Here is a 15,042-nt window from a genome sequence, read left to right as displayed (position 1 = left end):
TCAGGAATCCAGTAAGACGAACGTCTCCGGTGGCAGGGTCGCCATGCCGCCTGCCACCGAGGCGTCGCCCCAGGAGAGGAGGACGTCGCCGCCGAGGGGAACGGTGGCGGCGTCGGGGCCGAGGTTGACCGCCAGTCGGAGGGCACCTCGGTGCAGGACGAGCAATGAACCCTCGGCGTGCACGTCGAAGTGGTCCAGGCGCGGGTCCGTCAACTCGGGCCGGTCTCGCCGCAGTGCGATCAGGGACCGGTGCAGCGCCAGCATTTCCCGGTGCCCTGGCTCGGAAATCTCCGGCCAGCGCAGGCGCGAGCGTTCGACCGTCGCCGGGTCGATGGGGTCCGGGACGTCCGCCTCGCCCCAGCCGTGCCGGGCGAACTCCCGGCGGCGGCCCGTGCGGACGGCCTCGGCGAGCTCCGGATCCGGGAAGGACGCGAAGAACTGCCACGGCGTGCTCGCCGCCCACTCCTCGCCCATGAAGATCATCGGCGTGTACGGCGAGCAGAACACGATCGCGGCGCCGCAGGCGAGCCGGCCAGCCGAAACCGAAGCGGACAACCGGTCGCCGGTCGCGCGGTTGCCGATCTGGTCGTGGTTCTGCAAGTACGCGAGAAACCGGTGTCCCGGCACGGTTCGCGTGTCCACCGGACGCCCGTGTGTGCGACCCCGGAACGACGACCACGTGCCGGCGTGGAAGAAGACTTCGCGCAGCGTCCGGGCGAGCGCGCCGGGCGCGGCGAAGTCCGTGTAGTAGCCGCTCGTTTCGCCCGACAGCGCCACGTGCAGCGCGTGGTGCAGGTCGTCGGACCACTGCGCATTCAGGCCGTAGCCGTGCGCTTCCCGCGCTGTGACGAGCTTGGGGTCGTTCAGGTCCGACTCGGCGATCAGCGTCAACGGCCGTCGCACCGCGGCGGAAAGCGCTTCCACGTCGAGCGCGAGCTCCTCCAGCAGATGCGTGGCCCGACGGTCGGACAGGGCGTGCACCGCGTCCAACCGCAACGCGTCGACGTGGAAGTCCCGCAGCCAGCCCAGCGCGTTGTCGATCACGTAGCGCCGGACCTCGTCGGATCCCTCGCCGTCGAGATTGAGGCCCGGACCCCAGTCGTTCTGCCCGGCGAAGTACGGGCCGAACCGGTCGAGGTACGCGCCCGACGGGCCGAGGTGGTTGTAGACGACGTCCAGCACCACGGCCAAACCCCGCCGGTGACAGGCGTCGACGAAACGCTTGAACCCGTCCGGACCGCCATAGGGCTCGTGCACCGCGCCCCACAGAACCCCGTCGTAGCCCCAGCCCGTGGTGCCGTCGAACGAGTTGACCGGCATCACCTCGACGAACGTGACACCGAGATCGGCCAGATAGTCCAGTTTTTCGATCGCCGAGTCGAAGGTGCCCCCCTCGGTGAACGTGCCGATGTGCAGCTCGTACACCACACCACCGGGCAGGGCGCGGCCCGTCCACGATTGGTCCGACCACTCGAACGCGCTGTGGTCGTACACGCGCGAGGGCTCGTGCACGCCCTTGGGCTGCCACTGCGAACGCGGATCGGGCAGCGGCTTTTCGTCGTCGCCCAACAGGAACGCGTAGTCCGTGCCGGTGGCGTCCGAGTGCCACCACTCGCCGCGCCGGGTCATCTCGTGGTCCACACCATCGGCCCGGACGCGGACGCGGGCCTGATGCGGGGCCCACACGCGGAAGCTCATGCGCGCACCAGCAAGGCCACGGGGTATCGAGCCAGCAGCGCCGACAGGTGCGGCACCGCGGTCACGCCGGTCAGCACGTCGGTCCAGGAACCCGGCGGCAGCGGTAGCGCGGTGTCGCGCCAGCCACCGGCTGCGGCGAGGCCCACCGGGAGCCGGGTCGCGACCGCCACCAGCCCCGTCCGCTCGAAGGCGACCGCGTGCTCCGCCGCCGGTCCTTCGGCCTGAAGTCGTTGGTAGCCATGGAAAAGCTCCGGCCGCTCGCGTCGCAGCATGAGCGCCTTGTGCACGACGAGAAGCTTCGCCGCGCCGGTGTCGTCGATCTCGGGCAGCTCGCCGGCGATGATCCGCCTCAGCAGTTCGCGCCGCGCGTCGTAGTCGACGGGACGGCGGTTGTCCGGGTCCACAAGGGACAGATCCCACAGCTCGGTGCCCTGGTACACATCGGGCACGCCGGGCGCGGTCAGCTGGATCAGCTTCTGCCCCAACGAGTTCGACCAGCCGGGGCCCTTGATCCGCTCGGCGAACGCCGCGACATCCGGATCGCCGAGTACCTTTTCGGGCCACGCCGCGATTTCCGCCTCGAACGCCTCGTCGTGATCCGTCCACGTCGTGCGGATCTTGGCTTCCTTGGCAGCTTTCCCGAGATACTCGCGCAGCCGCTCGGCCGTGATCGGCCAGGCGCCGACGAGCGTCTGCCACGCCAGCAGGTTGAGCGCCGGCTCGTCGATGCCGTACTTCTGTGTCCAGCGCTCGACCGCGTCCGCGAACTCGTCCGGCAGCTCCGACAGTACGGCCAGCCGGGCCCGTGCGTCCTCGGAACGCTTGGTGTCGTGGGTGGTCAGTGTCGTCATCGTCGCCGGATGCCCGGCCTCGCGGGCGGCGGCCAGTTCGTGGAACTCGGCGACGGAAGAGCCGAAGCGGTCGGGCGAACCGCCGACCTCGTTGAGCGCCGCGAACCGGGTGTACCGGTAGAACGCCGTGTCCTCGGTGCCCTTCGCGACCACCATGCCCGAGGTCTGCTGGATCCGGGTGGCCAGCTCGCCGTGCGGCTCGGCTCGCACCAGCCGGTCGATCAAGTCCACAGTGGACGCCAGATCCGGCCGCCGCTCGCGGGCCTTTTCGACCGCGAGCGCCCAGTGTGCCGTGCCCTCGGGCAGGTACGAGCGGTACACCGGGAACGCGATCATCAGTTCGGCGACCGCGGCGGCCCCGTCGCCGGTGGGCACGAGCGCCCCGATCCGCCGCATCTCCGCGACCAGGATCGTGTCCGTCACCAGCCGCCGCGCCTCCTGTTCGAGCGCGTGGTAGTCCGGCGAACCGGCCAGCAGCGAGAACCGGGGCGCCGCCGAGGGATCGACGAAGATCCCGGTGATCTCGCGCAACGCGTCGTACCCGGTCGTGCCGTCCACTGGCCAGCTCTGCGGCAGATCCTCGCCCGGATGCAGGATCTTCTCCACCACCAGCCACGCGTTCGGCGCGGCCGCACGCACGGCGCGCATGTACCCGCCCGGATCGGCGAGACCGTCGGGATGGTCGACCCGCAGACCGGTCACCTCGCCCGCGGCGACCCAGCGCAGCACTTCGCCGTGCGTCGCCTGGAAAACCTCGGGCAGCTCGACCCGCACCGCGGCGAGCGTGGTGATGTCGAAGAACCGCCGGTAGTTCAGCTCGGCGTTGCCGCGGCGCCAGCCCACCAGCTCGTAGTGCTGGCGCGCGTGCACCTCTCGCGGCGTGCCGCCTTCGGTGCCGGGCGCGATCGGGAACCGGTGGTCGTAGTAGACCAGCTCGTCGCCCTCGATCGTCAGCTCGTCGCTGTCATCACCGAGGAACGGCAACAGGATGCGGCCGCGGCTCCAGTCGATGTCGAAGTACGACGCGTACTCCGACGCCGGCCCGTACCGCAGAACGTCCTGCCACCACGGGTTCGGCACCGCCATGTGGTTGGGCACGATGTCCACGACGAACCCGAGCCCCGCCTCCCGCAGCTTCCGGGAAAGCGCTTTCCGCCCGTCCTCGCCGCCCAGTTCCGGCCGCGCACGCGTGGGATCGACCACGTCGTACCCGTGCGTCGAACCGGGCGTCGCGTCCAGCACCGGCGACGCGTACAGCGCTCCCACGCCCAGCTCGTGCAGGTACTCGACCTGGCCCAGCGCGTCGGCGAATGTGAACTCGGGGCGCAGCTGCACCCGGTAGGTCGAGCTGGGCGCGCTCATCCCTTGCCCGCACCGCCCACGCGCTGCAACACCATCAGCGAGCGGGCCGCCAGCGTGACCTTGCCGCCCGCCGCGACATCCGGCTCCCCGGGCTCCTCGATGATCTCGCCCGTCGCCGTGTCGATCATGATCGCCCATTCGGCGCCGTACTCGCCGTCCGGAATGGTCAGCTCGATGTCCTCGTAATGCGCGTTGAACGCCATCAGGAACGAGTCGTCCTTCACCGGCATGCCGCGCAGGTCCAGGTCGGGAATGCCGTCCCCGTTGAGGAACACGACGACGGACTTGCCGAACCCGTCGTCCCAGTTCTGCTCCTTCATCTCACTGCCGGACGGCGTGAACCAGGCGATGTCGGCGACCTCGTCGCTCTTGCGGATCGGCTTGCCCTGGAAGAACCGGCGCCGCCGGAACACCGAGTGCCGCCGGCGGAACTCCGCGAGCCTGCCGACGAAATCGACCCGGTGCGGGTTCTCGTCGACCAGCTGCCAGTCGACCCACGAGATCTCGTTGTCCTGGCAGTAGGCGTTGTTGTTGCCCTGCTGCGTCCGGCCCATCTCGTCACCGTGCAGGAGCATCGGCACGCCCTGGGCCAGCAGCAGCGTCGCGAGCAGGTTGCGCCGCTGCCGCTCGCGCAGCGCCAGCACCTCGGGATCGTCGGCCGGGCCCTCGACCCCGCAGTTCCACGAGCGGTTGTCGTCGGCGCCGTCGCGGCCGTCCTCGCCGTTGGCCTCGTTGTGCTTTCCGTTGTAGGACACCAGGTCCTGCAGCGTGAACCCGTCGTGCGCGGTGACGAAGTTGATCGACGCGAACGGGCGCCGGCCGTCGTCCTGGTACAGGTCAGACGAACCGGCGATCCGGGACGCGAACTCGCCCAGCGTCGCGGACTCGCCGCGCCAGAAGTCCCTTACCGTGTCACGGAACTTCCCGTTCCACTCTGTCCACAGTGGAGGGAAGTTGCCGACCTGGTAGCCGCCGGGGCCGACGTCCCACGGCTCGGCGATCAGCTTGACCCGGCTCACCGTCGGGTCCTGCTGCACCAGATCGAAGAACGTGGACAGCTTGTCCACGTCGTAGAACTCGCGGGCCAGAGTCGCGGCGAGGTCGAAGCGGAAACCGTCGACGTGCATCTCGGTGACCCAGTACCGCAGCGAGTCCATGATCAGCTGCAGCGTGTGCGGGTTGCGCACGTTGAGCGAGTTCCCGGTGCCCGTGTAGTCCATGTAGTACCGCGCATCGTCGTCGACCAGCCGGTAGTAGGCGTCGTTGTCGATACCGCGCATGGACAGCGTCGGGCCGAGGTGGTTGCCCTCGGCGGTGTGGTTGTAGACGACGTCGAGGATGACCTCGATATCGGCCTCGTGCAGGGCGCGGACCATGCCCTTGAACTCCTGCACCTGCCCGGCCTGTTCGGACATCGCCGCGTAGCCGACGTGCGGCGCGAAGAACCCGATCGTGTTGTAGCCCCAGTAGTTGCGCAGGCCCTTCTCGGCCAGTCCGTGGTCGGTGATCGACTGGTGCACCGGCATCAGCTCGATCGCGGTCACCCCGAGCTGCTTGAGATGCTCCAGCACGGCCGGATGCGCCAGCCCCGCGTATGTGCCGCGAAGCCGCGGCGGCACCGCGGGATGGTTCATCGTCAGGCCGCGCACGTGGGCCTCGTAGATGACCGATTCGTTGTACGGCGTGCGCGGCGGCCGGTCGTCGGCCCAGTCGAAGAACGGGCTGACCACCAGCGAATGCGGGACGTGCCCGGCCGAATCCAGGTCGTTGCGCTCATCGGGAGCGGTGAAGTGGTAGCTGAACAGCGACTCGTCCCAGTCGACGTTGCCCGCGATCGCCTTGGCGTACGGGTCGATCAGCAGCTTGTTCGGGTTGCAGCGGTGCCCTTTTTCGGGTTCGTACGGCCCGTACACGCGGTAGCCGTAGCGTTGCCCGGCGCCGACGCCGGGGAGGTACCCGTGGTGCACGAACCCGTCGACCTCGGGCAGGACGACGCGCTCCTCCTTGCCTTCCTCGTCGATCAGGCAGAGCTCCACGCGGTCCGCGCACTCGGAGAACAGCGAGAAGTTGGTCCCGACACCGTCGTAGGTGGCGCCGAGCGGATAGGGCGTTCCGGGCCAGGGAGGCAACGTGCTTCTCCTCAGTCGTGCAGTGGGCGAGCCGCCCGCAGGGTCGTGATCAGGCGGCGGACGCGCTCATCGGTGAAGAACTCGTCGACGGTGACGGGCAAGGGTATCCGCCAGTTCGGGTACTCGCCGACCGTCCCCGGCAGGTTCGGCTGGCGGCGCTCGCCGACGACGTCCGCGGGCGCGGTGAGCAGCAGACGGGACGCGGCGGAGGCGAGCAGCGTGTGCAGTGCGGACACCATGTCGTCGTGGGGAATTCCTTGCTGGTCAAGGAAATCGGTGAGTGCCTCGCGTTCGGCCCTTGCCGAGGCGTATTCGCGTTCCGGCGGTCCGTCGAGCAGGCCCAGCTCGGCGCGGACCCGGACGTGCTCACCGTCGAGCCAGCCCGCCACCGTCGGCAGGTCGTGCGTGGTGATGCTCGCCATGGACTCAGGATCCCAGGCGGCCGGCGGCACGAACGGGTGCCCCGGGGTGTCGTAGTCGCGCTGGAACCACAGCACCGCCGAGCTGAGCACGCCGCGCTCGTGCAAGGTCTCGGTGACCTCGGGTTCGACCGTGCCCAGGTCCTCGCCGACCACGACCGCGCCGGCCCGGTGCGCTTCCAGCGCCAGCACGCCCATCATGGCTTCGGCGTCGTAGTGCACGTAGGTGCCGCGCGACGGCGGTTCACCCGGTGGGATCCACCAGAGCCGCCACAAGCCCGCGACGTGGTCGATCCGGACGCCGTCGGCGTACTGCAGCACGCCGCGCAGCACGTCCCGGAACGGCGCGTAGCCCAGTTCGGCGAGCCGGTCGGGCCGCCACGGCGGCAGGTTCCAATCCTGACCCTGCTGGCTGAACGCGTCCGGCGGAGCGCCGACCCGGACCCGGGGCGCGAACGTGTCGCCGAGCGCCCAGGTGTCGGCGCCGCCGGGGTGCACGCCGACCGGCAGGTCGTGCACGATGCCGACCGGCATGTCGCCGGCCGCTTTCCGGGCGGCGTCGAGCTGTTCGCGGCACAGGTGCTGCAACCAGCCGTGGAACGCGATGCGGTCCGCCAGCTCCTTGCCCGCCTTCGCGACCTCGGGGCTTTCCGGGTCGCGCAGGGGTTCGGGCCAGTCACGCCAGTCCGACCCGTGCTGCTCGGCGAGCGCGCTGAACGTGGCGAAACCTTCGAGTGCCGGGTCGAGATCCGGGATTTCCCGCGGCCACAACAGTTCCAGCGCGGCCAGTTTCGCGGTCCACACCGCGTCGTAGTCGATCAGGCCGGGGGAGTCGGGTTTGAGCGCGCGGATGCGGTCACGCGTCGCCTCGTCGGCTTCGGCAAACGCTTTCGTCGCCGTGACCCGCAGGTAGAGCGGGTTCGCGAACCGGCGGCTCGACGGGGAGTACGGCGAGCGCTCGACCGGATGCGTCGGGCTGATCGCCTGCACCGGGTTCACCAGCAGCACCCCGGCACCCAACTCGTGGGCGGACCGCCGCGCCATCACCGCGAGGTCCCCGTAATCCCCGGCACCCCACGACTCGGCCGAACGCAGCGCGTACAGCTGCACCATCCAGCCCCACGCCGGCGGCACCTCGGGCAACCGCGCCGGCACGACGGCAAGCGTGACGTCTTGATCCGCGGTCACCACCCGGTGCCAGCCCAGCGGCAGATCATTCGGAATGAACCGTTCGATCTCGCGCTGCGTACCGTCTTCCAGGTGCACCACCGCCTCGCCGGTTTCGTACCCGGTGCCCTCCCGGAGCACCAGGGTCGGGGGCAGGAGAGTACGTTCGCGGGTCTCACGGACGGCGTCGAGTTCGCGCCGGATCGCCTCGGGCGTCGAGGCGTCCACCCCGAACTGAGCGAGCACGGCGACCACGACATCGGCGTCGACGACGACCTCGCGCTGTTCGGCGTTTTCGTACCGGGTGGCGACTCCGTAGGCGTCGGCGAGGGCGGTGAGGTCGACGAGGTCCTGATGCACCCGTAAAGCATCGCGGTCCCGCCCGGGCCGCGCTACCGCTGGGCATGAGACAAGGAGCACGGATGGTCCGCTGGGCCGAGCACGCGATCTTCTGGCAGGTCTACCCATTGGGCTTCACCGGTGCGCCACGGGCGCTTTCGGACGCGCCCGGTGACCACCGGTTACGCCGGCTGGTCGATTGGCTGGACTATGCGGTGGAACTCGGCTGTTCCGCGCTGCTGCTCGGTCCGGTGTTCCTCGCCGAGACCCACGGTTACGACACGATCGACCACTACCGCATCGACCCGCGGCTGGGCGAGGACGAGGATTTCGACCGGCTGCTCTCGGCGGCGCACGAGCGGGGGCTGCGGATCGTGCTCGACGGGGTTTTCAACCACGTCAGCCGGAAGTTCGTGCACCGCGAGTGGTTGCGGCGCGGACCGGACGGCGGTTTCGAGGTGTTCGAAGGGCACCAGCATCTGGTCGCGCTCGACCACGGCCATCCCGCGGTCGCCGAATACGTGACCGGCGTGCTGAACCACTGGCTCGACCGGGGCGTCGCCGGCTGGCGGCTGGACGCGGCGTACGCCGTGCCGCCCGAGTTCTGGCGGAAGGTGCTGCCCGCGGTGCGGCAGCGGCATCCGGAGTCCTGGTTCCTCGGCGAGATCCTGCACGGCGACTACGCCGCCTACGCGGAACGCGGCGGGCTGGATTCGGTCACCCAGTACGAGCTGTGGAAGGCGATCTGGAGCTCGCTCAACGACGGCAACTTCTTCGAGCTGGCGTGGGCGCTGAAACGGCACGCCGGGTTGCTGGAAACCTTTGTGCCGCAGACGTTCATCGGCAACCACGACGTGACGCGGCTGGCGACGCGGCTGACCGACGAGCGGCACTTCGGGCACGCGCTGGCGCTGCTCGCGACCCTCCGCGGCATCCCGAGCATCTACTACGGCGACGAGCAGGCGTTCCGCGGCCTGAAGGAGGAACGCGAAGGCGGGGACGACGCCATCCGCCCGGCGTTCCCGCGCGATCCCGCGGAGCTGGCGCCGCACGGCTGGCCGACCTACCGGCTGCACCAGCGGCTGATGGGGATGCGGCGGCGGCATCCGTGGCTCGTGCGGGCGCAGACCTCGGTCGAGCACCTGACGAACCGGGCGATCGCGCTGCGCGCGCGGGCGCCGGAGGGCGAGGTGCTGACGCTGCTGAACACCGGCGACGAGCCGTACCGCTTTTCGTTGGACTTCAACGGTTTCTCGGTGATCGGCACGCCGTCGTCGCAGGAGCTGCCGGGCAGCCCGGTGCCCGGGCACAGCTGGGTGGTGCTGGCCAGGACACCACGGTGAAAACCGTCAGGTGGTGGTGGCGGCCTTCCCGACCTGCCGGAGCATCAGGCTGAACCAGATCGCGCCGAACCCGCGGAACACCAGGTTGATGCCGAGCCAGATGGCCAGCGTCAGGATCGTGATGCCGGGCCAGGCGAGCGCGAGCACGCCGATGATCACGGTGATGATGCCGAGCGCGAGGTACAGCCCCCACATCGGCAGGTCGCCGCGCATCGACACGGACATCGCGACCTGCATGAACCCGCCGACGATCAGGCCGATGCCGACGAGCGCGGCCAGCGCCAGCAGCGTGATTCCCGGCCAGACCAGTGCGATCACACCGACCGCGATCCACACGACGCCGAGCACGTACGCGGCCCAGCGGGTGCGCTGCCGGTCGGCGGTGACCAGCTCGTTGACGCCGTCCACGATCAGCGCGATCGCGACCAGCACGGCCAGCACGCCGACCGCTGTCGCGAGGTTGACGAGCAGCAGGATGCCGAGCACCGCGGTCGCGACCCCGAACAGGGTGACCAGCCACCACCGGCCGGTGACCCTGCGCACGGTTTCACCGATGCCGTCGGTGGTCCTGAGTCCGAACGGTTGATAAGGCTGATGTGCCACCATGCCCGCTGACAGTAAAGAGAACTCCTGTCCGGCGCCATGGCAGTCACTCAAATGGTGCGCGCTGGCGCAACTGCTCCGGAATCAGCTCGAGTAGCTGGTCAGGGCGCAGCGGCAGATCGAGCAGGCTCAACTTGACCCTGCTCCGGCTGGCATGCTTGCCGGCGGAAAGGCGGACGACCTTGCCCGCGTCCGGCCGCAGATACGCCGTGAGCACCCCGTCGGGAGCGAGCCGGCCCGCCTCGGTGCCGTCCAGCTCGAGCCCGACGGCCGCGCTGTCCTCGGCGACGTGCAGCCGGACCTCGTCGTTCGGCCCCAGCACGACGGGCCGGGAGACACCGGCCATCGGCGCGACCGGGGTGACCACCATCGCGGGCGCGGACGGGGAGATGACGGGGCCGCCGGCCGCGTAGTTGTAGGCCGTCGAACCGGTCGGCGTCGCGACCACCAGCGCGTCGCACTTGTAATACCCGAACTGCTGGCCGTTGACGGTCAGGTCCACCGACACCGCGCCGCGGCCGAGGCGGGACAGCACGATGTCGTTGAACGCCGCGTTGCCCGGCTCCGCGGTGACGAGGCAGCTGTGCGGCTCGATGGTGAAATCCTCGCGCAGCAGCTGGTCGAGCGCGTCCTCGAGGTGGGACGGCTGGACCTCGACGAGGAAACCGAGATTGCCGTGGTTGATGCCGAGCACCGGCACCGGCCGCGCGACGACGAGCCGCATCGCGCCGAGCATCGTGCCGTCGCCGCCGAGGCTGATCACGCCGTCGACCTGCGCGGTGAACTCCTCGTCGGACACCGCTTCGACGTCGGGCACGCGCGCGGCCTGCGACTCGCGCACGACCATCCGCAGCCCGTGTCCCTTGGCGTAGTCGGCGATCGTCCGCACCGACGCCTGCACCGGCTTGCTCGGATGCACCACGAGCCCGACGTTTCCGATCCCCACGAGAAGCGACTATATGCGGGTGACCGTGCGCTCGCCGTCGTGATCGGTGGGCACCCGGGGCGCCGGGCGGCGGCGCGACCGCAGGAACCGCTCGGCGGGCATCTCGACGAACCGGTGCAGCAGATCGGCCACGACCGCCGTCGTGACCAGCCCGGCGAGCACGGCGATCTCCGGGCCCACGCGCGGCACGAGCACGTTCATCAGCGGGTACAGGCAGGCGAGGTGCACCAGGTAGATCGCGTACGTCCGGCGCGACCAGCCGGCGATCACCTTCGACCGGCTGATCCGGCCGTTCGCGCGCATCATCAGCAGCAGCACCGCGGTCACCACGAGCAGCGTCCGCGACATCGCGTTGCCCTGGAAGGTGAAGCCGCCGATCCGGTCGGCCCAGATGAACAGCAGCACGTACACCGCGCCGATCGCGAGCGCCGTGTACCGGTGCACCGCGCGCGTGTGCACCAGGGAGATGAGCTGGCCGATGGCCAGGACGGGCAGGTAGACGGCCCACTGGCCGGCTTCCTGGGCCCACCTGTGCAGCGAGCCGGTGGTCGACTCGCGCGACAAGGTGGACAGCAGGATCGTGAGGAAGCAGACCGCGGCCAGCAGCGTCGGAGGCAGCCACGGTCTTCGGCGCAGCAAGGGGATCGACACCGCGACATAGCAGTAGAAGAGGACCTGGATCCACAGCGTCCAGGTGACTTCGACCAGCGCGACCGGCGGAGTCTGGAAGAAGTTCCACAGCACCATCCCCGAGAGCAGGTCACCGAAGTCCAGGCTCGGATCGTGCGTCGTGGAGACCTGCAGGCCCAGGTTGATCATCAGCCAGACCACCGGCGTGACCACCCACAGCAGCGGCAGCAGCCGGCTGATCCGCCGGTACAGGAACGTGCCCGGTCCTTCCCTGGTGGTGACGTAGGTGACGACCAGCCCGCTGATCATCAGGAACGTGCACACGTTGAGGAAATTGAGGTGCGGGTTGAGGTGCAGGCCGTCGACGGTCTGGTCCTCCACCCAGTCGGTCAGCCACCAGTGCCGGTTGGCCAGGGCGAAGTACGCGGAGATGTGCCCGAACACCACGAAGCTGGAAGCCAGTACCCGCAACAGGTCCAGGCCATGCAGGCGTTCCGTCCGGCTCACCGCACACCGCCCAGCGGGCGCTCGACGAACCGGTACCCGGCCTCGGCGGCCGCGCCGGTCACGAGCACGGCCACAGCCAGAGACACCGGCAGCGGAAGGTCGTGGTAGGCGAGGCCCAGCACGGGCCAGCCGAGTACGCACGCCGCCGCGATCAGCCACAGCGCACGCGACGACAGCCACCGGACGAGCGCCGTCTCACCGGCGACCTGCCCGCTGGGCAGCGCCAGCATGAAGATCAGCAGTGCGTACAGCGCGGTCACTGGATACCAGAATCCGTGCCATTCCGGGTACCGGTGCTCGGTCAGGAACAGGATCACGAACGCCGCGCCACCGAGCGCGCCACCGGCGTAGGCGGAGATGCGTCCGGAGCGTACGGACCACAGGATTTCGCCGAGCAGGAACAGCGGCGTGAACCCGGCCAGCAGGCCCAGCTGATGCAGCGGCGCGGAACCCTGTGCGCCCAGCAGCATGAGGTCGCCGAACACCACCAGTTGCACGGCGAGACCGCCGGCCGGTGGCAGGCGGTGGGTCGCGAGCACGAGCGCGGCGGCCAGTGCGGCGACGCCGATCGGCCAGGCGAGCCCGGCATACGGCTCACCACCGGCGAACCACACGACCGCGCCGACAACGGCCGCGACCACCAGCACCGGCAGTGTCGCTGCCAGGGTGCGGCGCACGGGGATCCCTTGTGCCACCCGGAAACCGGCGACCATCAGCAGCAGCGACACGCCCAGCACGCCGAAGTCGTCACTGATCCCGGACGGTTTGTTGAGCCAGTCCCGGATCGCGACGAGGATGGCGGGGGAGTAGCCGTGCCGGTTGAGCCACAGCGCGACGAGGTAGCTGTAGAGCACGAGCACGACGGAGATCGCGACGACGACCCGCACCCCGGGCGCGGCTCGCGTTTTCAGCTCAACCATCGGCGGGCAGCTCTTTCAGCTGGCGGTCGATCAGCTCGGTGAACGCGGGCCCGAGGTCGACGCCGGGCGCCGCGGCCAGGTCGAGCCGCACCACCAGCTGGCCGTGCGCGTAGTGCACCCGGCCGTCGGGGTCCGGCTCGCGTACCTCCGCCCGGTGCACGAACGGCGGCGCCGGTACCTGCTGCATTCCGGCGTCGAGCTGCAGCTGGTCGAGCGCGGCCGCGGTGTCCCGCGCGATCTGCGGGTCGGGCATCTTCACCACGGCCGCGACGACCCGTCCCTGCGGCGTGTCGGCCACGGTGGCCCGGGAGGCAGTGGCCTGCCCCTGCCGGAACACCGCGATCTCCTTGTCGCTCAGGAACTTCATGGCGACCACTTGTTCGAAGGTGCGCACATAGGCGTAGCCGTCGGAGTCGCCGAAGTCGGCGAGCGCGAGCCCGTCCCGCGCCAGCCGTCCTTCCTCACCTGACGCGGCGAGCGTCTGATCGTTCAAATCGGGCATTCGATAGGCCAATTGGCTGTATGTGATCGCGCATCCGATGGCAATGGCCACGACGACCGCGATCGCGACGCGCGGCCCGCGTACCTGCGCCATCACACCTCGTATCCCCCATTCGAAACCGTCACGACAGTTTCGCAAAAGGCTTGCGGGGATTCGACACGAGGGTCGGGTAACCGGCCTGGTCAGAAGACCAGTGCGGCGAGCCTTTCGATCTCGGCCAGGTCCCCGGTGCCCGGGTTGAAGACGATCTCGTCGGCGCCGAGCGCTTCGTAGTCGGCGATGGTGGCCTTCACCTTTTCCGGCGAAATGGACATACCCTCGACCACCATTCGGGCCAACTCGTCGCCCCCAGCGAGGTAATAGGCGCCGACATTCGCACGCGCCGCCTCGACGTCGCCCAGTGCGAAGTACGACAGTGCGACGAACCGCGGGGAACCTTCGCGCCCAGCCTCGGTCCAGGCGGTCTTGGCCGCTTCGTACGACGGCGCGACCATCGCGGCGGGCATCGCACCGCCGATGTAGCCGCTGCCCCAGCGGACCATCCGGGCCAGCGCGGCGGGCGCCCAGCCGCCGAAGAGCATCGGGATCTGGCGCGTCCCGGCTGGCACTGCGGGGTTCGGACCACCCCCGACGGCCTTGCCGTCCCACACGTCGCGGAACGTCTCCAGGTCACGGTCCAACCGCGCGCCGCGTCCGCGCAGGCCGTACTCCGGCAACACGAAGTCGTCCGGCCGGTTGCCAACCCCGATGCCGAGCGTGAGCCGGCCGCCGGAGATACCGTCGATGCCCGCCAGTTCCTTGGCCAGCACCGCTCCCGGCCAGGTCGGTGCGAGCAGGACACCGGGCATCAGGCCGATCCTGCTGGTCGCGGCGGCCGCTGCCGTGAGTGCGACCGTGTCGGACACGCCAGGGAAGGCATGCCGTCCAACGGTGCCGAGCGTGGAGAAGCCGGCCTCCTCGGCCTTCGCGGCCCACCGCGGGATCACGGTCGGGTCGACGTTCCGGACCTGGTTCGGGAGGCCTATACCAATTCGCACTGTCTGCGCTCCTCAAATGATTGACGTAACATAAGTCAATCTAGCGCGCCTCGCGCAGCCGTGCGACCGGGCGCACGGCTTGCTTGAAAAGCCAAGGGCTTTGGGTTGTCATCCCGTCGCCTGATGGCGTCTCGATCACTTTGGTCCAGGTCCGCAACCTGCGCCGGAACCGGCAGCCGAGAACACAAAGCTTGCGGGCCTGGACCAAAGTGATAGCCATCTGTCAGGCGACGGGATGACAACCCAACCCCGACCACCCACTCAAGGTGAGATCCCCTGGGGTCAGTCATCCTGGAGCCTGCCCGCCGGCGAGGCATTCTTTTGATCTTTTGTCTTTTGGTCTTTGAACCGGCGGCAGGTGCCCTGCCGGGCTGTGTGGGAACCGGGCGCGGAGCGCCCTCGCCCCAGCGCAGGCCCTCCCCCGCCCCGATCGTTGAGTGTTCGCGGGAAGCGGGTTTTGTCAAGGCTGGAAAGAGTACCTTGACAAAACCCGCTTCCCGCAAGGGCGGCTTGGGATCGGGGTGGGGGAGGGGGTGGGCGGTGGCGGGGTTGGTTTTCGGTGCTGGGCGGCGGTTTTGTGTTGACGGGG

General features: G+C 69.5%; 11 protein-coding genes. 1 reads left to right on the top strand and 10 read right to left on the bottom strand.

All coding sequences use genetic code 11. The features are described 5' to 3' along the window. From treZ to malQ, 4 genes are read right to left on the bottom strand one after another with little or no spacing between them, the layout of a single operon-like run. A complete protein-coding gene (gene treZ / locus LOZ83_RS30020) occupies positions 1–1,698 on the bottom strand; it encodes a malto-oligosyltrehalose trehalohydrolase (protein WP_236795096.1) in 1,698 nt (565 codons plus the stop codon). Continuing rightward, positions 1,695–3,911, bottom strand: coding sequence for a malto-oligosyltrehalose synthase (treY, locus tag LOZ83_RS30015; protein WP_236795095.1), 2,217 nt, complete (start codon positions 3,909–3,911; stop codon positions 1,695–1,697). Before treY ends, treZ begins: the two co-directional genes overlap by 4 nt. After that, positions 3,908–6,040: a glycogen debranching protein GlgX gene (gene glgX / locus LOZ83_RS30010; protein WP_236795094.1), complete on the bottom strand. Its 2,133-nt coding sequence runs from the start codon at positions 6,038–6,040 to the stop codon at positions 3,908–3,910. Before glgX ends, treY begins: the two co-directional genes overlap by 4 nt. Before the next feature lie 11 nt (positions 6,041–6,051). Beyond that, complete coding sequence (malQ, locus tag LOZ83_RS30005; protein ID WP_236795092.1) at positions 6,052–7,986, bottom strand: 4-alpha-glucanotransferase; 1,935 nt, start codon at positions 7,984–7,986, stop codon at positions 6,052–6,054. Positions 7,987–8,048: 62 nt separating this feature from the next. On the opposite strand from malQ, the gene LOZ83_RS30000 reads away from it, so the two are divergent. After that, complete coding sequence (locus tag LOZ83_RS30000) at positions 8,049–9,308, top strand: alpha-amylase family protein (RefSeq protein WP_236795091.1); 1,260 nt, start codon at positions 8,049–8,051, stop codon at positions 9,306–9,308. Positions 9,309–9,314: 6 nt separating this feature from the next. Here the strand turns inward: LOZ83_RS30000 and LOZ83_RS29995 are convergent, their stop codons facing one another. The 6 genes from LOZ83_RS29995 to LOZ83_RS29970 all read right to left on the bottom strand — a co-directional run bounded on the left by LOZ83_RS29995 (position 9,315) and on the right by LOZ83_RS29970 (position 14,453). Beyond that, positions 9,315–9,914: an HdeD family acid-resistance protein gene (locus tag LOZ83_RS29995; RefSeq protein WP_236795090.1), complete on the bottom strand. Its 600-nt coding sequence runs from the start codon at positions 9,912–9,914 to the stop codon at positions 9,315–9,317. 43 nt (positions 9,915–9,957) lie between these two features. Further along, positions 9,958–10,857 (bottom strand): NAD(+)/NADH kinase, encoded by a 900-nt coding sequence (locus LOZ83_RS29990; RefSeq protein ID WP_236795089.1) that lies wholly within the window; start codon positions 10,855–10,857, stop codon positions 9,958–9,960. A gap of 9 nt (positions 10,858–10,866) precedes the next feature. Further along, on the bottom strand, positions 10,867–11,994 hold the full coding sequence (locus LOZ83_RS29985) for an acyltransferase (RefSeq protein ID WP_236795088.1): 1,128 nt from the start codon (positions 11,992–11,994) through the stop codon (positions 10,867–10,869). Continuing rightward, on the bottom strand, positions 11,991–12,914 hold the full coding sequence (locus LOZ83_RS29980) for a hypothetical protein (protein WP_236795087.1): 924 nt from the start codon (positions 12,912–12,914) through the stop codon (positions 11,991–11,993). The genes LOZ83_RS29985 and LOZ83_RS29980 overlap by 4 nt, the downstream gene beginning before the upstream one ends. Next, the gene (locus tag LOZ83_RS29975; protein ID WP_236795086.1) at positions 12,907–13,509 is read right to left on the bottom strand and encodes a hypothetical protein; all 603 of its coding nucleotides are present in this window, start codon (positions 13,507–13,509) and stop codon (positions 12,907–12,909) included. The genes LOZ83_RS29980 and LOZ83_RS29975 overlap by 8 nt, the downstream gene beginning before the upstream one ends. An 89-nt stretch (positions 13,510–13,598) precedes the next feature. Then, positions 13,599–14,453 carry an LLM class flavin-dependent oxidoreductase gene (locus LOZ83_RS29970; protein ID WP_236795085.1) on the bottom strand — a complete coding sequence of 285 codons (855 nt, stop codon included), beginning with the start codon at positions 14,451–14,453 and terminating at the stop codon, positions 13,599–13,601. Positions 14,454–15,042 lie beyond the last annotated feature (589 nt).

The organism is Amycolatopsis sp. GM8, assembly GCF_021653975.1.
GTDB lineage: Bacteria > Actinomycetota > Actinomycetes > Mycobacteriales > Pseudonocardiaceae > Amycolatopsis_E.
This window is presented reverse-complemented; position numbering and strand designations above follow the sequence as displayed.